Origin of the sequence: Vibrio sp. Vb1729 (assembly GCF_033338655.1) — a bacterium.
In the GTDB taxonomy this organism is placed as follows: Bacteria; Pseudomonadota; Gammaproteobacteria; order Enterobacterales; family Vibrionaceae; genus Vibrio; species Vibrio alginolyticus.
Genome location: NZ_JAWOTB010000007.1, coordinates 78453 through 99599 on the forward strand (window position 1 = coordinate 78453; position 21147 = coordinate 99599).

The 21147-nt window shown below is 44.3% G+C and carries 13 protein-coding genes and 1 riboswitch; of the genes, 6 read left to right on the forward strand and 7 right to left on the reverse strand.

The window, feature by feature from the left end; genetic code table 11:
• Positions 1 to 9: 9 nt before the first annotated feature.
• The 5 genes from R7E29_RS03580 to R7E29_RS03600 form a co-directional block, all read right to left on the reverse strand.
• Positions 10 to 342, reverse strand: a complete 333-nt coding sequence (locus R7E29_RS03580; protein ID WP_005381196.1) for a hypothetical protein — start codon at positions 340 to 342, stop codon at positions 10 to 12.
• Complete coding sequence (gene gspM, locus R7E29_RS03585) at positions 335 to 985, reverse strand: type II secretion system protein GspM (RefSeq protein WP_005381197.1); 651 nt, start codon at positions 983 to 985, stop codon at positions 335 to 337. Before gspM ends, R7E29_RS03580 begins: the two co-directional genes overlap by 8 nt.
• Complete coding sequence (locus R7E29_RS03590; RefSeq protein WP_005387799.1) at positions 982 to 2427, reverse strand: hypothetical protein; 1446 nt, start codon at positions 2425 to 2427, stop codon at positions 982 to 984. The genes gspM and R7E29_RS03590 overlap by 4 nt, the downstream gene beginning before the upstream one ends.
• Positions 2428 to 2438: 11 nt before the next feature.
• Positions 2439 to 4448, reverse strand: a complete 2010-nt coding sequence (gene csrD / locus R7E29_RS03595) for an RNase E specificity factor CsrD (protein WP_005381201.1) — start codon at positions 4446 to 4448, stop codon at positions 2439 to 2441.
• 242 nt (positions 4449 to 4690) lie between these two features.
• Positions 4691 to 5230 carry a single-stranded DNA-binding protein gene (locus R7E29_RS03600; protein WP_005381235.1) on the reverse strand — a complete coding sequence of 180 codons (540 nt, stop codon included), beginning with the start codon at positions 5228 to 5230 and terminating at the stop codon, positions 4691 to 4693.
• A 277-nt stretch (positions 5231 to 5507) separates the two neighbouring features.
• Between R7E29_RS03600 and R7E29_RS03605 the strand changes: the two genes are divergently transcribed.
• From R7E29_RS03605 to R7E29_RS03620, 4 genes are all read left to right on the forward strand, one after another.
• Positions 5508 to 6152, forward strand: coding sequence for a LuxR C-terminal-related transcriptional regulator (locus R7E29_RS03605; protein WP_033907423.1), 645 nt, complete (start codon positions 5508 to 5510; stop codon positions 6150 to 6152).
• A gap of 159 nt (positions 6153 to 6311) precedes the next feature.
• Positions 6312 to 7184: a UTP--glucose-1-phosphate uridylyltransferase GalU gene (gene galU, locus R7E29_RS03610; protein ID WP_005381239.1), complete on the forward strand. Its 873-nt coding sequence runs from the start codon at positions 6312 to 6314 to the stop codon at positions 7182 to 7184.
• 149 nt (positions 7185 to 7333) lie between these two features.
• Positions 7334 to 10156 carry an excinuclease ABC subunit UvrA gene (uvrA, locus tag R7E29_RS03615; protein ID WP_206958318.1) on the forward strand — a complete coding sequence of 941 codons (2823 nt, stop codon included), beginning with the start codon at positions 7334 to 7336 and terminating at the stop codon, positions 10154 to 10156.
• Positions 10157 to 10223: 67 nt separating this feature from the next.
• Positions 10224 to 12005, forward strand: a complete 1782-nt coding sequence (locus R7E29_RS03620; protein WP_054575330.1) for a PglL family O-oligosaccharyltransferase — start codon at positions 10224 to 10226, stop codon at positions 12003 to 12005.
• 59 nt (positions 12006 to 12064) lie between these two features.
• On the opposite strand, the gene R7E29_RS03625 is transcribed toward R7E29_RS03620, so the two are convergent.
• A complete protein-coding gene (locus R7E29_RS03625) occupies positions 12065 to 13186 on the reverse strand; it encodes a pyridoxal-phosphate-dependent aminotransferase family protein (RefSeq protein WP_054575331.1) in 1122 nt (373 codons plus the stop codon).
• 220 nt (positions 13187 to 13406) lie between these two features.
• Positions 13407 to 13585, forward strand: a riboswitch (Lysine riboswitch).
• Between the two features lie 101 nt (positions 13586 to 13686).
• On the opposite strand from R7E29_RS03625, the gene lysC reads away from it, so the two are divergent.
• Positions 13687 to 15039 carry a lysine-sensitive aspartokinase 3 gene (gene lysC, locus R7E29_RS03630; protein ID WP_017821324.1) on the forward strand — a complete coding sequence of 451 codons (1353 nt, stop codon included), beginning with the start codon at positions 13687 to 13689 and terminating at the stop codon, positions 15037 to 15039.
• 86 nt (positions 15040 to 15125) lie between these two features.
• Here the strand turns inward: lysC and metH are convergent, their stop codons facing one another.
• Complete coding sequence (metH, locus tag R7E29_RS03635) at positions 15126 to 18806, reverse strand: methionine synthase (protein WP_213906773.1); 3681 nt, start codon at positions 18804 to 18806, stop codon at positions 15126 to 15128.
• A gap of 191 nt (positions 18807 to 18997) precedes the next feature.
• On the opposite strand from metH, the gene R7E29_RS03640 reads away from it, so the two are divergent.
• A complete protein-coding gene (locus tag R7E29_RS03640) occupies positions 18998 to 20329 on the forward strand; it encodes a cation:proton antiporter (RefSeq protein WP_171343301.1) in 1332 nt (443 codons plus the stop codon).
• The last annotated feature ends 818 nt before the right edge of the window (positions 20330 to 21147 follow it).

Consider the following 21147-nt stretch of genomic DNA (forward strand, 5'->3'; position numbering starts at 1 on the left):
CTCTGGTTATTATTGTTTTACGTTTAAATCAAAAAGCTCTAGGTCCCACTGACGGTTACCACGCTTTAAAGTTACAAATTCACTATTAATGCTCGCGACGCGATAACCCTTAAATAGCTCGCCTTTTTCGACAAGTTTGTTATCCATAATCGCGATACAATCAGTACTTGGCTTACACACAATACTGTTGAGCTTAGGCAGTCGGTACCGTTTAACTTTTGGTTTCGCTGACGTTTCAACCGCTGGCTTTTCCCAACCAAGTGGGGCCGTTGGGTCCTGGTTTGCCCAAGCGGTTCCTGCCGCTGCCATAACAAGCAATGAGATGATGAGTTTGTTAACCACCAATAAACTCCTCTCTAGATCCTAGTGTGTAGACTTCTAACACAAGCTTCGCTTTCGGGTACTCTTCGACTTTATAACTAAAGCTGCGCCAGTAATAACTCGCAGGAAGGCTCTCCAATTTATTCAGATAATTAGCAATAGAAAAATAGTCACCAGTCAGTTCCATACGAACAGGATGCACGTAGTAACCAGAGTATTGCGATGCTTCTTTATCTTCCGTTATTGGCTCAGATGGCAAGGTTTGCAGAGACAAAAGGTGAATGCCACTTTGCTGCTCCAACACATTTTCAAGCAGCTCAGCCATTTGCGAAGGTGTAATAAGATGCTCGATGATCTCCGCTAATTGCATCGAAAGATGCTGACTCTCAGCTAACAGATTAGATATCGCGCGATCAATCTCAGCATTTGGATCTTTCTTAAGTTGCGCCTGAATACGTAGCGTATCGATTTCAATCTTTTGATTGGCTTGCTTTAAATTACTTAGTTGCCTCTCATTACTGATGATCTCGTTAAGCTTTGGCTCCAATACCAGCGTAAAGAGCAACATGATCACGACAACTAAACCGCACAATGCGGTGAGCACTTTTTCACGCGTACTCATTTCGCCAAAGCGCCCTTCTAATGAGAGCCAGAATTCGTTCATTTCTCTTTATCCTCGCGCGTTTTTAGTTCAAACGTCACAATATCCTTATCATTTCGACCTATTTTGACGTCGTCAAACGTTCGGCCAACCAAGCTAATTTCATTTTTAAATTGGCTGACCCAATTTGGCACTGAGCTCGGTTTTTTCGCTAGTCCCTTCAGGTCTAAGGTATGGGTATTGATTCGAATTTCGGACAAAGAAATTTCTTGGTTTCCTAGCTTCGCTAATGATTGCATCACGCCAGAGTAACCCGTGCGTTGCGAGTCATCGTATTTCCCGACAGCTTTAAGCGAGTCTCGCTTCGCCTTGACTTCACGCTCTAAGCGGGCTTTAGCTGCCAGCTTATTATTGTCAGGTTGATGCTTACGTAGCTTGACTTGATAACGTTCAAGCTCTGACTTCATGATATCGCCTTTACTTTTTACAATAGCAATCTCATCTTCCAAACCGCTGCTCTGCCAAGTGACATAACCGTAAGAAAATAGAATTGCAGCCGCCGCAACGCCCCAAGATAACGCGATATTTTTTAGCGTCAGGAGCTCTTTTTTCGGCTTTAAGTAATCGGGATATAAGTTGACGCGTCGAGTATTTGAAGTAGCCGCAGTGTCAGCCAAAACATGTCCTGATAGCTCATGTTCTGGTGGTAATAACGGTGAAACCTTAGTACTTAAACGGTAGTTCAGAGCCTGAACAAGCTCGCTCTCATCCTCTTCATCGCAGCACACTTTCAATTGATGTAATTGCACGTGGCGTAACTGAGATGAAAGATAATCAATCGAACGTTGCAGTTCTAACGACAGACTGTCCATCTGTAAATCGCTAGACGGAACCCCCGTTAACGGTGGCGTCACACTGCGAATAGAGCGGTGGAACGCAATAGTATTTTCGACAAAAGCGCTTATACGGAAATGACCACGCACACTGCGTTGTAATAATAGGAAGTTTCCTAGTTCACCAGCAGTCTCTCCCCAAATATCGTCTTCAGGAAGAATGGCTTCTAATGGTAACTGGGCTCGACTGGCCAGTAACACAATCTTATCCAATATTTTTCGCGATAAGACGTATGCTTGCACTTTGGTTGAATTCGGTAACTCGACCGCATCGGCAATAATGTCGATAGCACGCTCAGAGATCAGTTCTTTCAACAAAAACGGTAATGCGGCTGGCCATTCTTGACGCGGCATGACCGGTTTGTCGATTTGGTACATCTGGTAATAGTTATGAGAAAGAATAACCGTTAATGAATCATACGCACTCGCTGCAACGCTCAATGCTTGCTCAACGGCTTTTTCCCAATTGGACTCAGAAATATCAAATTGGTATGGACGACTACTTTTGATTGAAGATGATAAATAAACGGCGTCTGGCTGAATAACCAAAAAGCAGGAGCGATCACCACTAGATGATCGCTTAAGCTTGTCGAATAGTGCTTTGAAATCCATGATTATTATCTTTATTTTTTCCGCCAGCGATTTCGTCTTCCCAATTTAACTTGGGATTCTGATTGAGAATTCGGCAACGCTTGGGGACGAGGAAGAAACTGCTGCTCCGCAGAAAAGTAACGCCCTTGCCCACCATAAACCCCGAGCTCAATTAATGTGTTGAGCTCGTTCTGATTCTCAATTCCCACTGCTATAATTTTAGTTTTACTGTTTGCCGCCGCACCTAGCATACTGCGGACAAATAGCTGGTTTTCATGTCGTTGGTCGATTTTTGCTACTAAACTGCGATGAAGTTTAAGGTAACGAATGTCCACTTCTTTTAAATAGTGAGTGCTGACGATGGTACGCCCAGCCTGCCCAACCATTAAGTGGCACCCTAAACCGGCCAGCATTTTAGCGACTGGTCGCATAAAGTCTAAGTGTCTTACAAATTGTGCTTCAACAAACTCAAAACTGAGACACTTTCTCTGCTCACGTGACAACTGTAAGAGTTCATCACGAAACCATTTAAAGTACTCTCGGTTAGAAAATGGCGTTACATTCAAATTGAGCGCATACGATCTTGAGTTATCAAAATTATCCTTAAACTCTCTTAAGAATTTATTAATAACCGACTTATCCATTTGCGCTTCATAACCAACCTGTCTGATCGCAGAAATGAACCGAGACGCTTTAACAATCCCATTCTCAGGATCGCGAATCCGACATGTTAACTCTTCATATAATGATTTTTTATGCGTCGCGTCACTTATTGGGTGCACAGATTGTGCGTAGAGTATCACACTTTCAGGTGTAAGTGCTGTGTCAAATAACGTTCTCCACCTCACACTTCCGCGAGCTTCTTCATCGTGGTTCCATTTTTTGAAGCGACTCCAATTATTGTTATTTTGTAGTTGCGCACTACGCAAAGCAGTCTCGGCTTCATCAATGATTTGGCTGTGTCGCTCACCTTCTTTATAAGTGGTGATGCCAATATGGCACCAGTTGTCTGGATCAAGTGGCTCTGGCGGCATTAACTTTTCTAACTGGCGAATGCATTGCGAGGCGAGGTTAGCCACATCTTTCGCACTTTGGTGCGGTAGAAAAAGCGCAAAATCAGCATCGTAATAACGGGAAAATACAACATCTGGGTATCGTTGAACTAAATTGGACAATAAACTCCCAACTTCAACAATAAACTCATCCGTAATTTGCTTATCTTGCTCTTCTTCAACCAGTTTCCAGTCTTGAATACGAACTAGCAACACGGCGCCGCGAGCCCCACTTTCTAGTAACGCCGATTCCAACTTGCTATCAAATAACACTCGGTTAGCGGTACCGGTTAGCTTATCAAGGAAGGTTTGAGTTCGAATAAAGGTATCAAATCGGCTTCGCTCTTGACGCGCATCTTGTAACTCTTCGATTAATACATCGAGCGCTTCACTGGCGGTGTAAGGCCATTCTTTTTTGTCACCTTTGGCATACTGCTCCACCCTACCAGCCAGGATCATTCTGCCTCGCTCTTCGAGCATTTCGGAGCCTTCTAATTGTTCCTTAAGCCATGCCACGCCGCGCATTAAGCAGAAGATGATCAATATAACGGCAAGCGTGATCGACCAAAGCGCCTGCATTGAGTAGCTGTAACCTAAGTAAGGGGGAATTGCTTTAAAGTGAATCGTGTAATCTTGATTGTGAGTCAACTGGTACTCAGCCTCAAACAAGACTGACGCTTCCATTTGATGAGAAGTATCTTTGAAGCGATAAACAACGGCGTTGTTGGTCGACAACGTCATTTCGACAATATTGGAAGCCTGCAGCATTTTCGGCATCCAGCGCTGCATAGAATAAGCGGCGTCAGGATCTTCCATCTCCTTGTCGACCACCTCTACGATCCCTTCTAAATAATGGGTGAGATATTCCTGCCCAAGACGTTTAAAAGAGAGGGTGCCACCGACAAACAAGATAAACATGGCGCAGATAACGATCATGGTGACGAAGGCCACCAGCCGTGTGCTTAACTTAAGAGTTGGGGTATACCTCATGAATACCAAATTCCTTTTTTATTCATCATATACCTTATTGAAATATTTATACTTGATAAGAGTTCATCAAACAATCGGATTAGTCTGATAGTGAGAGGCTGGAGCATAAAGAAAATCACACTCATTGATAAGTTTTATTGTTACGCCTAACCTTGCCAAGATAAGCCTGTGAGATCATTAGATTGCGACAATAAAAAAGGCCGCGATATTCGCGGCCTTTTCGATTCAAGCATAAGCAGAATTTAGAACGGGATATCGTCGTCAAAATCCATTGGTGGCTCATTGTACTGCTGCTGTGATTGCTGCGGAGCCTGTTGTTGTGGTTGCTGTTGCTGAGGCGCATTGTACTGCTGCTGAGCTGGCTGTTGAGGCTGACCCCATCCACCTTGTTGCTGCTGTTGACCGCCCATAGGTGCGCCGCCACCTTGAGCACGACCGCCAAGCATTTGCATCACACCATTGAAGCCTTGAACAACGACTTCAGTTGAGTAGCGATCTTGACCACTTTGATCTTGCCATTTGCGAGTTTGCAGTTGCCCTTCAATGTAGACTTGAGAGCCTTTACGCAAGTACTCACCTGCTACTTCCGCAAGTTTGCCGAACAACACAACACGGTGCCATTCCGTTTTTTCGCGCTGTTCGCCAGTCGCTTTATCACGCCATGAATCAGAAGTCGCAATAGTAATGTTTGCTACTGCACCGCCATTCGGCATGTAACGAATTTCAGGGTCGTTACCTAGATTCCCCACCAAAATAACTTTGTTAATTCCACGGCTGGCCATGATGTGCTCCGTTTCACTCTGGATATATAAAATTTTAGCGCATTAGAATAGCACGCTTTAATGTTTTGATTAAAGTCTAATACCATTGTGATCTATTGAGTCACCCTCTAGAACCCAAATCGTATTTCAACTTACGTGTGTAGCATTTTTGATTCGCGTTGCAGACATCGTTTCGTGAAGCTTTGAATTCGAACGCATTTATTCAGTAAAGCGATGGTTATGGCCTCTCTTTAATGCCAGTTTATGGCTTCTATTGAACCCAGGGAGATTGGAACACGTGAGAAAGTCGGCTTACGCAAGAAAGCTATTTCTGATCAGTATGGAAGATAATGCGCAAAAAAAAGTGGCGGCACTCGAAAAGTACATTGATATGAGCATCCCGGTGATTTCAACCGAAGCACTCATGGAAGCCAAGCCACAACACCGTAATAAAATTCTACTGATAGACTTCAGTGAACATAAATCACTTGTTCAATCGATCAAAAACTTGCCTCTTGTATGGAAAAACTTTGAAACCGTTGTCTTCAACGTGCCTAAAAGACTAACCACGGATGAACTTCTTTCATTTGGTCAATTAAAAGGTGTGTTTTATTCTGAAGATACGCTAGAGCAAATTGGAGAAGGGTTAAAAGGCATTGTTAACGGTCAAAACTGGCTGCCGCGTAATGTAACCAGTCAACTTTTACACTATTACCGCAATGTCATTAATACTCATACTGCACCAGCTACGGTAGACCTAACCATTCGTGAGCTACAAGTACTGCGTTGCCTACAAGCTGGCGCCTCGAACAGTCAGATGGCCGAAGAGTTATTCGTCAGTGAATTCACCATCAAATCGCACTTGTATCAGATATTCAAAAAGCTATCCGTAAAGAACCGAGTACAGGCAATCGCCTGGGCAGACCAAAACTTAATGTCGTGATGCAATGTGAGCGGCTCTGATAACTGAAATGACGAGTCGCTCATCTTTTTTCCGCACCGAGTCTCACATTTTTTCCTACTTTATTCATGATTCATTGATACCTCTCGTGTTAAAGTTATGCGCAGATTCTTGATAAAAACGAGATAGGATATTCCCCCAATGATAAAAAAATGTCTGTTCCCTGCTGCAGGCTATGGCACACGCTTCCTACCGGCAACGAAATCTATGCCAAAAGAGATGATGCCAGTCGTGAACAAACCGCTTATTGAATACGGTGTCGAAGAAGCAATCCAAGCTGGTATGAACGGCATGTGTATTGTGACAGGTCGTGGCAAGCACTCGATCATGGACCACTTTGATAAGAACTACGAACTGGAACATCAGATTAGCGGTACCAACAAAGAAGAGCTGTTGGTAGATATCCGTGAAATCATTGAATCTGCAAACTTCACTTATATACGTCAACGCGAAATGAAAGGCTTGGGCCACGCGATTCTAACTGGACGAGAATTGGTAGGCGATGAGCCATTTGCTGTTGTTCTTGCTGATGACCTTTGTGTGAACGAGCAAGAGGGCGTACTGGCTCAGATGGTGGCACTATTTAAACAGTTCCGCTGTTCTATCGTTGCAGTGCAAGAAGTACCAGCCGAAGAAACGCACAAATACGGCGTTATCTCTGGTGAAATGATCAAAGACGACATCTACCGCGTAGACGACATGGTAGAAAAACCAGAGAAAGGCACGGCACCTAGCAACCTTGCGATCATTGGTCGCTACATCCTGACTCCCGATATTTTTGAACTGATCGAAAACACCGAACCAGGTAAAGGTGGTGAAATTCAAATCACTGACGCGCTGCTAAAACAAGCAAAAGCGGGCTGTGTATTGGCTTACAAATTCAAGGGCAAACGCTTTGACTGTGGTAGCGTTGAAGGTTACATCGAAGCAACTAACTATTGTTTTGAAAACCTGTATCTAAAAGATGAAAAAACCTCTGAGCTAGGTAAGCACGCAACACAAAAAGCAGTATAAAGCATCGTTATAGTACGAAATTACTGTATCGAAAGCCCAGCACAACGCTGGGCTTTTTACTTTACTGTTTTTTTATCCAGTAATTTTCTTTGCACATTTCTCACACTATGTAATACTTGCCCCACTTGGTTATACATAGAGCAAAAACGATGGATAAAATAGAAGTTCGCGGTGCCCGAACCCATAACCTTAAAGACATTAATCTTACAATCCCTCGCGATAAACTGATTGTCATTACTGGACTAAGTGGCTCCGGTAAATCTTCTCTCGCTTTCGATACATTGTATGCAGAAGGCCAACGACGCTACGTAGAGTCTCTCTCTGCCTACGCTCGTCAGTTTTTGTCTCTGATGGAAAAACCCGATGTCGACCACATTGAAGGGTTATCACCTGCGATTTCTATTGAACAGAAATCTACTTCTCATAACCCGCGTTCAACCGTCGGTACAATTACCGAAGTCTACGACTACTTACGTCTATTGTATGCTCGTGTGGGCGAACCCCGCTGTCCAACGCACCATGCCCCTCTTGCTGCGCAAACCATCAGCCAAATGGTGGACAAAGTCCTAGAGATGCCGGAAGGCAGCAAAATGATGCTATTGGCGCCTATTGTCAAAGAACGTAAAGGTGAGCATGTTAAAACGCTTGAGAACTTAGCGGCTCAAGGCTTTATTCGTGCGCGTATTGATGGAGAAACTTGCGATCTTTCCGATCCTCCAATCCTTGAACTACATAAAAAGCACACCATTGAAGTTGTGGTAGACCGCTTTAAAGTTCGTCCAGACTTACAACAGCGCTTGGCCGAATCTTTCGAGACAACACTCGAATTATCAGGCGGAATTGCAGTTGTCGCGCCAATGGATGGCGACGGTGAAGAGATTATTTTCTCCGCCAACTTCGCTTGTCCACAATGTGGTTACAGCATGCAAGAGTTAGAGCCGCGACTTTTCTCATTCAACAACCCTGCTGGTGCATGTGGCACTTGTGATGGTTTGGGTGTGCAGCAATACTTCGATCCAAGCCGAGTCATTCAAGATGATTCATTAAGCTTGGCACAAGGTGCGATTCGCGGTTGGGATCAAAAGAACTACTACTACTTCCAAATGCTCACCTCATTGGCCGATCATTATGGTTTTGACCTCCATGCCCCTTTTAATTCTCTGCCAAAGAAAACGCAAGATGTCATTCTAAAGGGCTCAGGTCGTACTGAGATTGAGTTTAAATACATCAACGATCGTGGCGATATTCGCGTTAAACGCCATCCATTCGAAGGTATTCTGAATACCCTAGAACGTCGCTATCGTGATACAGAATCCAACTCTGTCCGTGAAGAGCTTGCAAAATACATCTCCACTAAATCTTGTTCAAGCTGTGGCGGTACTCGTCTACGCCTTGAAGCACGTAACGTGTTTATTGCTGATACGACACTACCTGAGATTGTTGAACTCAGCATTGCTGATGCATTGGAATTCTTCCATTCCTTGAAACTGGAAGGTCAACGCGCCCAAATCGCTGAAAAAGTGATGAAGGAAATCAACGACCGCCTGCAATTCTTAGTTAACGTCGGTTTGAACTACCTAAACTTATCACGCAGTGCAGAAACCTTATCAGGCGGTGAAGCTCAACGTATTCGTTTAGCAAGCCAAATTGGTGCAGGTCTTGTTGGTGTCATGTACGTCTTAGATGAACCGTCGATTGGCCTCCACCAGCGTGATAACGAACGACTCCTAAAAACACTGACTCATTTGCGCGATTTAGGTAATACCGTACTTGTGGTAGAACACGATGAAGATGCGATTCGCTGTGCAGATCATGTCATAGATATTGGTCCTGGTGCTGGCGTACATGGTGGTAATGTTGTTGCGGAAGGCACCATGGAAGAGATAGTCGCGAATCCGAATTCTCTGACAGGTCAGTACTTAAGTGGTGTTAAAGAAATCGCAGTACCGAAAGATCGCACGCCGCGAGATCCGAAAAAAACGGTTGAGCTATTAGGCGCTACAGGTAATAACCTTAAAAACGTTAATCTTTCAATTCCTGTTGGGTTATTCAGCTGTATTACAGGAGTATCTGGCTCAGGTAAATCAACGCTGATTAATGATACTTTCTTTAAAATTGCGCATACCCAACTTAACGGAGCGACAACGGCTCAGCCTTCACCTTATAAATCGATTAAAGGTCTAGAGCACTTCGATAAAGTCATCGATATCGATCAAAGCCCAATTGGCCGTACACCTCGCTCTAACCCTGCAACCTATACGGGGATCTTTACACCAATCCGTGAACTGTTTGCAGGCACACAGGAGTCGCGTTCTCGCGGTTACAAACCGGGCCGTTTTAGTTTTAACGTACGCGGTGGTCGTTGTGAGGCCTGTCAGGGTGACGGTGTTATCAAAGTAGAAATGCATTTCCTACCAGATGTTTATGTGCCATGTGATGTGTGTAAAGGTAAACGCTACAACCGTGAAACGCTCGAAGTACGTTACAAAGGTAAAACTATTGATGAAGTGCTAGAAATGACGGTCGAAGATGCACGCACCTTCTTCGATCCAGTTCCTGCCATCGCTCGCAAACTACAAACACTGATGGATGTCGGTTTGTCGTACATACGATTGGGTCAAGCGGCAACAACACTCTCCGGTGGTGAAGCACAGCGTGTGAAACTGGCGCGAGAGCTATCCAAACGTGATACAGGAAAAACCTTGTACATTTTGGATGAACCAACAACCGGCCTTCACTTCCATGATATCCAGCAGTTGCTCACTGTACTGCACAGACTTCGCGACCACGGAAATACTGTCGTGGTGATCGAGCATAACCTGGACGTCATTAAGACTGCGGACTGGATTATCGATCTTGGTCCTGAAGGGGGTCAGGGTGGCGGCGAGATAATCGCTCAAGGCACTCCGGAAGATGTGTCGCAAATCGAGGGTTCGCACACAGCTCACTTCCTCAAGCCTATGTTGAAGTAGAAAAAACAGGTAAAGTATCGAGACCAGCAAGTGCTGGTCTTTTTTCATTCAAAACAACGCAATAACTATGGCTACTATACATGTAAGTGGAACAAAGCTTTCTCCCGAAAAAGTACAGGTTCCCCTCAATCGCAAGTTTCTCATTGCCTTGGCAACACTATTTGTGTTGGCAATGCACTTTTTCATGCCCAACCCCGGCGGTTCGGGGCTTTCGCTTTCGTTCAATGCGACAACTTGGATTGCTTTTAGCTTTGCATTAGGCATTGGGTGTTACCAACTTGCGAATAATCGAGTACTACGTTACTCAAAACTAACCATCGGCTTGTTCATTAGTGCTCTTATCATGACGGTGCCCATTCTGTACCCAAATGCGAATAGCAGTTTGGCTGCCAATAAGCTCATTGGCCTGTGGTGTGGTGTCCTGTTCTTTATTGTCTTACAACAATTTCATTTCAGTAATAAACATCGCCAACGCCTATTATGGTTCATTGTCCTTGCGGTTGTTATCGAAGCCATTTTTGGTTTGACACAATATCTGTATCTCAAACCAGGCAATCCGTTTGGTTACGACACGGTGGCCAATCGTCCTTATGGTATTTTCCAACAGCCCAATGTAATGGCCAGCTTTCTTGCGACAGGGTTGGTGATTGCCAGCTATTTACTTGCACGTCAGCCCTACAAATACGATCGTAAGTTAAGCGATGTTTACCTTCTCTATGCCGTACCAGTTTTAACTTTACCACTAATTGTGGCGTTGGCTTCACGCACTGGTTGGTTAGCCTCGGTCATCGCCGTGTTGTTGGTCATTCCATACATGTACCGCTTTGCAACCAAAGGGCGCTTTATCCGCTGGGTTGTGTCACTTGTAAGTGGGCTCTTACTCTCAGTCGTTGTCATGCATCTTGCCTTTCCTGATGGAGGTGGGTTAGCCGCAGAAAAAGTAAATATGGAGTCTCCTCGAGCGTATACTTTTCCGCAAACATTAGACATGGTGATTGAAAAGCCTTTTACTGGTTATGGATATGGTAAGTTTGAATCTGAGTACATGCTGTATACGGCTCGTCAACATGCCCTAAATGAGAATTACCCAGCTGGTTTGCCAGCCATGGATCATCCGCATAACGAGCTGCTTTACTGGGGAGTAGAAGGTGGCTTGCTGCCAATACTCGGCATCTTCTTAGCGATGGCACTGGTACTGTATCGAATCTATCAAGCCAAACGCGGAACTCGTCTTGCGTTGCTGGCCTTGTTTATACCTATCGTATTGCACTCGCAACTGGAATACCCTTTCTACCACTCTCTCGTGCATTGGTTGATCTTCGTTATCCTGCTGTACTGGGTCGATCAGCGCGTCTCTCGTTATCGACAAGTCGGCTTTAGTAATGTAACCAAAAGCTTGCTGCGTGTTTTTAGTTTGGTACTTCCCGTTGCGTTTACGTTTTACATGGTAAGCGCATTGCATACGAACTATGTATTGACGAAGTTTGAGACCACTAGGCCAACTAATCCTGATATTCTGAATCAAGTCAGTAACCCTGTGGTTTGGAAAGACAGATTTGATTGGGATGTTTATAGCACGTTTTTAAACATTGGGCTGTACCAACAAGACGCAACCTTGATTCAGCCTTATATCGATTGGTCGCTAAAAATCATCAAAGATAAGCCTCGCCCTGCATTTTATAATAATTTGATTTTGGCCTACCAAGGCTTAGATGACTCAAGTAAAGCGGAGCAAATTAGAGCTGAAGCGCAGTTTTTGTTCCCGAAGATTGATTTCAGTGACGTCAATTACCAACCACCTTCTCAAGCAATCTCTGCCTCACCAGCCCCCACTTCAGGTGAAGAGTAATAAGTACAAAAAAGCGAAGGGATGACCTTCGCTTTTCTTCATCTCATTGCTGTATGATTTTATTCAGTGAGTGACTCTTCTAACGCTTTTAAGCACAGCGCAACGTTTTCAGATCGAGCGCCGTAACCCATTAAGCCAATACGCCACGCTTTACCAGCTAATGCCCCAAGGCCTGCACCAATTTCTAGGTTATAGGTTTCTAGCAAGTGAGCACGAACTTTTGCTTCATCAATTCCTTCAGGCACGTAAATCGCATTTAATTGTGGCAACCGATGGGCTTCGTCCACAACAAATTCAAAGCCTAACTTTTGTAAGCCATTTTTGAGTTTTTCATGCATCAGTTGGTGACGAGCCCAAGCGTTTTCTAATCCTTCATTTTTCAGTATCAATAAAGCTTCATGAAGCGCATACAAGCTATTAACTGGCGCCGTATGATGATAACTACGCTTGCCTTCTCCACTCCAATACCCCAAAACTAAACTCTGATCGAGGAACCAACTCTGTACTGGTGTTGTTCTTGCTTGAATCTTTTCAATCGCGGCAGGAGAAAACGTCACTGGTGAGAGCCCAGGTACACATGACAAACATTTTTGACTACCAGAGTAAACCGCATCCAGTTGCCATTCATCCACTTTTAACGGCACACCACCAAGCGATGTCACCGCATCAACAATAGATAATGCATTATGCTGTTTCGCCAGCTTACCCAATGCTTGAGCATCACTGACTGCACCAGTTGAGGTTTCCGCATGCACAAAAGCAAGAACTTTTGTATCTGGGTGCTGTTCGAATGCTTGCTCGACTTTATCAATGGAAACAGGCGTCCCCCATTCATCATCGACGATAACAACTTCACCACCAGCACGGACGACATTTTCGCGCATGCGTTCACCAAATACACCATTACGGCAGACGATCACTTTATCGCCTTTCTCGATCAAGTTTACAAAGCAGGTTTCCATCCCTGCACTACCTGGCGCTGAAACCGCAATAGTGAACTCATTGTCAGTTTGAAAGACATACTTCAATAGCTGCTTGAGCTCATCCATCATACCGATAAACAGAGGATCAAGGTGACCTACAGTAGGACGGCTTAGTGCTTGTAACACTTGAGGATAAATATCAGAAGGACCAGGTCCCATTAAAATACGGTGAGGTGGAATAAAGCTTTGGATCGACATGTCAGCTCCTTGATTATCTTTTATCCTGAGCATTCTAAAAGTTCTATTCAATAACATGGCTCAGGTGTAGGGTTCTTCACCCTAATAGATTTTTCCTCTATCAGCAATTAGCCGTAAGTATGGAGGTCAAACCAGTGTCACAAAATCGTTAATAAAAAACACTATAAAGGTTGAAATATTGATTGACATTAAGGCCTCAAAACCGTTCAATGTTTGAGCTTTATGTAGAAGAGGAGCGCTACCCAGGTAGATGATTTGTGGAACCGCAATTCCAACACCAATCATTGAGGGGGAGTAGTGCCGAGGTAAGTCAAAGTTGCAGGATTTGACTTGTCGGTTGAATTGGGCTGAATCCCATCAACTGTCATCAGCGCAGTCTGATGAAGGGCTTCTGAGGGTAAATTTTTCAAATAGCATTCTAAATACCTCTCTTTTTGCTCTGTTCCTTTTCTCACTAAACATTGGATGTACAATTTTTTAGGAAGTCGTGGGAGAACGCAGTGAGCGCATTTAACGTAGCTAAATTCGGTGGAACCAGTGTTGCCAACTTTGAGGCAATGAGTCGTTGCGCCACCATTATCGAAAACAATCCAAATACTCGCCTGGTCGTGAGCAGCGCTTGCTCTGGCGTCACCAACCTATTGGTAGAACTCGCCAACGGCGTTCAGGATCAAACGCACCGTACTGAGCTGCTGCAAAATCTGGCCAACATTCATGACGCCATTTTAACTCAGCTCGAAGACAGCACGAAAACTGCTGCCGAGGTGTATGGCATATTAGATACCGTAACCAGCCTGGCCGAGGCTGCATCTATCCAAGCTAGTGCGAAGTTAACCGATCATTTAGTCGCATGTGGTGAACTCATGTCGACGCACATTCTAACTCAGTTAATGTGTGAGCGAGGCATTCAAGCAGTGCGCTTTGATATCCGCGATGTGCTGCGTACTGATGACAACTTTGGTCGCGCGGAGCCAAACATTGAAGCAATTTCGACGCTTGCGCAAGATAAACTCGTACCACTTTGCCAACAATCCGTTGTTGTTACTCAAGGCTTCATAGGATCTGACGAAGCCGGTAATACAACAACATTAGGTCGAGGGGGCAGCGATTACAGCGCCGCCTTAATTGCTGAGAGCGTTAAAGCGGCAGGGCTAGAAATCTGGACTGATGTTCCGGGAATCTACACAACAGACCCGCGAATTGCACCAAAAGCCTCACCAATTCCCGAGATCAGCTTTAGTGAAGCTTCAGAAATGGCTAACTTTGGCGCTAAAATCCTTCACCCTTCTACGCTAGTACCTGCATTGCGCCACGACATTCCGGTATTTGTAGGGTCATCGAAAGAGCCAGAAAAAGGGGGAACTTGGATTCGCCACCAAGTCGAAAGCTCACCGTTATTCCGTGCGCTAGCTTTGCGTTGTAACCAAACCATGGTAACGCTACGCAGCGCCAATATGTTCCACGCATACGGTTTTTTAGCAAAGGTCTTTGAGATCCTTGCAAAGCATAAGATCTCTGTCGATTTGATCACGACATCTGAAATCAGTGTATCGTTAACACTTGATCAAACTGATACCTCTGGCGGAGCACCACAGCTGCCGCAAGCTGCACGAGAAGAGTTAGAAGAGTTATGTAAGGTAGAAGTTGAACATGACCTATGCCTCGTTGCTCTCATTGGAAACAACATGAGTGAGAGTAAAGGCTACGCGAAACAGGTTTTTGGCACGCTAGAAGATTTTAACCTACGCATGATTTGTTATGGCGCTAGCCCTCACAACTTATGCTTCTTGCTCCATGAATCGGTATCGAAACAAGCCATACAAAAACTCCACACTGAGTTGTTTGAGAAGTAAGTTCAACTCAATAAAACAAAGGGCTGCGTATTTGCAGCCCTTTGTCGTTTCATTAGTTGTTACATTTGGACGAGGTAAACATCAATTTAACCGTTAATGTTTGGCCCTAACCATTTTTCAGCCTCGATCCTATCCCACCCCTTACGATCGGCGTAACTCTCTAGCTGATCTTCTTGGATCTGTGCGATCGCAAAGTAACGTGAGTCAGGATGAGAGAAATACCAACCAGAGACTGACGCGCCCGGATACATTGCATAGCTGGAGGTTAGAGTCATACCAATGTTCTCTTCCACATTAAGTAACTCCCAAAGCGGTCCTTTTTCAGTATGTTCAGGACACGCGGGATAACCCGGCGCAGGGCGAATACCTTGGTATTTTTCACGAATGAGATCATCGTTAGATAAATCTTCATCAGCTGCATAACCCCAAATTTCTTTACGGACACGCTCATGCAAATACTCAGCAAACGCTTCGGCTAGGCGATCCGCCACCGCTTGAATCATAATTGCGTTGTAATCATCTCCCTGTGCTTTGTATTCATCAGCAAGCTCTCGTTCACCAATACCACCAGTGACAGCAAATGCCCCTATCCAATCATGTTTACCCGACTCTTTAGGTGCGATGTAGTCGGATAAACAATAGTTGAATCCTTTTGGTTTCTCGGTCTGTTGTCGCAAGTTACGTAATACTTTCACAACGTCGGTACGAGTTTCATCAGCATAAACTTCAATGTCGTCCCCCACGCTCGCAGCAGGGAATAAGCCACACATTCCACGCGCTTTTAACAGGCCTTCTCGCTCAACTCGATCAAGTAACTCGTTGGCATCTTCGAATAAACGTTTTGCTTCTTCACCAACTTCTTCATGTTGGAAAATTGTTGGATACTTACCCACAAGTGACCAAGTCATAAAGAATGGTGTCCAATCGATGTATTGACGTAATATAGCCACATCAAAATCATCGAAGATATGAATGCCAGGCTTAACAGGCACTGGAGGGGTGTAAGCTTCCCAATCGATAGCAACTTTATTCGCTCGAGCCGCTTCTAATGTCACTGGTTTGGTTCTCGGTTTCTTTCGATTATGTTGATCACGTACTCGTTCGTAATCAGCTTCAAGTTTTTCAACAAACTCAGGGCGACGTTCATCTGACAGAAGAGAAGTACATACGCCCACTGCACGTGAGGCGTTGTTCACGTAAACCACTGGATGCTTGTAATTTTGCTCAATCTTAACTGCTGTATGGGCTTTTGACGTTGTTGCGCCACCGATGAGAAGAGGTAAGTTAAAGTCGAGACGCTCCATCTCTTTTGCAACATGCACCATTTCGTCTAATGAAGGCGTGATCAACCCTGATAAACCAATAATATCGACGTTTTCTTCTTGCGCTACTTTTAAGATCTTTTCGCAAGGAACCATGACACCAAGATCGATAATTTCGTAGTTATTGCACTGCAATACAACGCCAACGATATTTTTCCCGATATCATGTACATCACCTTTGACCGTCGCTAGCAAAATCTTACCGTTTGTTTGTCCCACCTGCTTTTCTGCATTGATGTAGGGCTCCAGATGCGCGACTGCTTGCTTCATCACTCGTGCAGATTTTACGACCTGAGGAAGGAACATTTTACCTTCACCAAACAAGTCTCCGACGACGTTCATCCCATCCATTAATGGGCCTTCAATCACCTCTAATGGCTTTGAAGCGTTGACACGAGCCTCTTCGGTATCATCAACGATGAACTCAGTTATTCCTTTCACTAACGCGTGCTCTAAGCGCTTTTCAACAGGCCAAGTTCTCCACTCAAGTGCAGAGGCATCCTCCTCTTTACCTACCCCTTTGCCTGCATATTCCGCCGCGATATCTAACAATCTCTCAGTGGCGTCATCACGACGGTTAAGAACGACATCTTCCACAGCCTCACGCAATTTTTCAGGCACGTTATCGTAGATTTCTAACTGACCCGCATTCACAATCCCCATATCCATACCATTTTTAAAACAGTGGTAGAGGAACACCGCGTGAATCGCTTCACGTACATAGTTATTGCCACGGAAAGAGAATGAGACGTTAGAAACACCACCCGAGATCATCGCATGTGGTAAATCACGTTTGATATCGCCAACGGCTTCAATGAAATCCACCGCGTAGTTATTATGCTCCTCGATCCCCGTAGCAATGGCAAAAATGTTTGGGTCAAAAATGATGTCTTCTGGTGGAAAGCCCACTTCATCAACAAGAATTCGGTAAGCGTTGGTACAAATTTCTACTTTGCGCTCACGTGTATCTGCTTGCCCAATCTCATCAAACGCCATCACAATCACAGCCGCACCGTAACGGCGGATCAACTTAGCTTGTTCAACGAATTTCTCTTTGCCTTCTTTGAGAGAGATCGAGTTAACAATGCCTTTGCCTTGGATGCACTTAAGACCGGCTTCAATAACCTCCCACTTGGAAGAGTCAACCATGATTGGTACTTTTGAGATTTCAGGTTCTGACGCACAAAGGTTTAAAAAGCGAACCATACAAGCTTGTGCATCCAACATGCCTTCATCCATGTTGATATCGATAATTTGAGCGCCATTTTCAACTTGTTGACGAGCCACATCGAGCGCTTCATCGTACAGCTCTTCTTTAATTAAGCGCTTAAAACGCGCAGAACCGGTTACATTCGTACGCTCACCGACATTGATAAATAAAGAGTCTTTATCAATAGCGAGTGGCTCTAGGCCAGACAAGCGACAAGCAACGGGAAGTTCAGGTAATTGACGAGGGGCGATATTTTCAACCGCGAGTGCCATTTGGCGAATGTGCTCAGGAGTTGTACCACAACACCCACCAATCAAGTTTAAAAAGCCACTTTGAGCCCACTCTTTAACATGCTTAGACATATCTTCTGGCGACAAATCGTATTCGCCGAATGCATTCGGAAGCCCAGCATTTGGGTGAGCGGAAACAAAAGATTCTGATATACGAGAGAGCTCTTCAACATAAGGACGCAGCTCATCTGGACCAAGTGCACAGTTCAAACCAAACGAAATCGGTTTAACATGACGTAATGAGTTGTAAAACGCTTCTGTGGTTTGACCGGATAATGTCCGACCGGAAGCATCAGTAATAGTCCCCGAGATCATCACAGGTAACTCAATCCCCATCTCTTCAAACACACTTTCAACAGCAAATGAACAAGCCTTAGCGTTAAGCGTATCGAAGATGGTCTCGATAAGAATAAGGTCAGAACCACCTTTAATTAGAGCACGAGTCGATTCAGAGTAAGCCTCAACTAACTCGTCGAAAGAAACATTTCGATATCCGGGGTCATTTACATCAGGAGAAATAGAACAAGTTCGGTTTGTCGGCCCTAAAACCCCTGCGACATAACGCGGTTTATCGGGTGTTTTTGCGGTCCATTCGTCTGCAACTTCACGTGCAAGCTTGGCAGCTGCAAAGTTAATTTCTTCACTTAGGCTTTCCATCTCGTAGTCAGCCATCGCAATGGTTGTTGCGTTAAACGTGTTGGTCTCAAGAATATCTGCACCCGCTTCTAAATATGCAGCGTGAATTTCCTTGATAAGTTGAGGCTGACTTAGAACCAACAGGTCGTTGTTACCTTTTAGATCACAATGCCAATCCGCAAAGCGCGTTCCTCGATAGTCTTGCTCTTCAAGTTTGTACCCTTGAATCATGGTTCCCATACCACCATCAATCAAAAGAATACGTTGCTTCAATTGAGCTTCAATCTGTTGTCTTACGTTACTTCCCACAGTACAGCCTCATTCCTTTAGTTATCTTTCCATCCTATCACACAAACTTCAGGAGTCTAGACGTCTAAACGTAGAATTAATGATTATTTTATATCCTTCTTAACTTGCAAAATAATCACGAAAAAATGTTTGCTATTTAAGCAGCATCAGCCGAGAATTCCATTCATAAAATGTTACAAATAGAGAGCTCTATGTCGGTCTATCATACTTTATGTTTTCTATCCGCAGCTGCGATGCTAATTGCTTTTGTAAACAGCAAGATAGGAAAGATGCAAACCACCATTGCGATTACCGCAGGTTCAATGGTGCTTTCACTTCTAATCTTAATTGCGGGTCAAAACAACTGGTTCCATCTCACCGAAATTGCGACGGAGACGGTCACAAGGATTAACTTCGAAGATTTCTTGCTCAAAGGCATTCTTGGCTTCTTACTATTTGCTGGTGGACTAGGCATCAAACTCCCGAACCTTAAAGATCAAAAGTGGGAGATCACTGTTTTAGCCCTTGGAGCTACACTGTTTTCTACGTTCTTTATTGGATTTACGCTGTATGGGTTTTGTCAGTTAATTGGCATCCAATTTGATTTGGTCTACTGCTTACTATTTGGTGCTCTAATATCGCCAACTGACCCAATCGCTGTATTGGCTATTGTGAAAAAACTCGATGCTCCTAAACGTATCTCCACTCAGATTGAAGGAGAATCGCTCTTCAATGATGGCTTCGGTTTGGTTATCTTCGTCACTCTATTTACGATTGCATTTGGCACTGAGGCACCAACTGTAGGTAGTGTCACCTTACTCTTCATCCAAGAAGCTATCGGTGGTATCACATATGGTTTCGTCCTCGGTTTGCTATTCCACTACTTGATCAGTGCCACCGATGATCACTCAATGGAATTGTTACTTACCATTGGTGTCCCAACAGCAGGTTACGCATTTGCTGAATACATCCATGTATCAGGCCCACTCGCAATGGTTGTATCCGGTATTATGATTGGCAACTGGACACGCTTTATTGGCTTTTCAAAAGAGAGTGAAGATCACCTTGACCATTTTTGGGAGCTTGTTGATGAGTTCTTGAATGGCGTGTTATTCCTACTGATCGGCATGTCGATGCTGCTGTTTGAATTCCACAAAGAAGACTGGATCATGATGGCTATTTCAGTCCCTCTTGTACTAGCAGCTCGCTATTTAAGCGTATTTCTCTCGTACATTGGCTTTAAGCGTTACAGAAAATATAACCCGTGGTCAGTACGTATTTTGACGTGGGGCGGCTTACGCGGGGGCCTTGCATTGGCAATGGCACTTTCCATTCCATCTGGTATTTGGGTGATTCAAGATAAGTTAATCGATGTAAAAGAGATTATTCTTGTAATGACCTACTCCGTCGTTGTTTTCTCTATCCTCATTCAAGGCTCAACAATCACCCCAATGATTGAAAAAGCAAAAGCAGAAGAGAAGAAGATGGAAGAGAATAACCAAGCAATAACCACTCCGGAACATACGGAGCCAGTGGACTCTTAAAGACACGTTACTTAATAGATAAAAAGCAGCTACCTAGCTGCTTTTTTCATAACTAATTTTCAGACTCCCCTTCAAGGACGAATGCTCCTTATTCTTTGATATACCTTCAAATATACTAAGAATCGCTACGCTACACTTTCATAGATACTAACTATTGCCGATAGATAGTATTCATAAACGAGTCTTTTAATTTGCCCATTTTCATCTGTATCACTTCTCTTCCCTTGGCAATATAGGCTCCTCGCAAACATCAAAGTTAAACTTCCACAATACTTAGCAATGAGCGAGTTTGTGTTTTTATGAGAAAGAGACATTTAGGGTGATTGCGTTCAGAACCCAAACGGGTTAGAAACCTCACCGAGATAAAACTGAGCTAGCACCCAGGTAGCAAAGCCTTAACGGAAGTTTAAATCCCTTCCCTCTTGAACTCAGTGAGACTAAACTTGTATTCAAAGTCCTCCTGTTTTCAAATTAGAAACAAGCGACACCTCAAACAATTAAGCTCTGTCATATAACTAGATTTTCTAATATCGAATAAAAGGAGCTTTGGTTAGAGCTTGGTATCGGAATAAGGCTAAGACTAAGGCACAGAGTTACATGCTAGCTCGTTCACGACGATATTAAAACCATGTGAAGAGGGTAGCGTAACTCTAGATGCAAGGTTTCAATATGAAAGTGAGTTTCAGGTAAGTCGGGGGAACCAGAACGAAAAAAGCCTCAGTCTTTCGACTGAGGCTTAATATAAGTGGCGGAGTGGACGGGACTCGAACCCGCGACCCCCGGCGTGACAGGCCGGTATTCTAACCAACTGAACTACC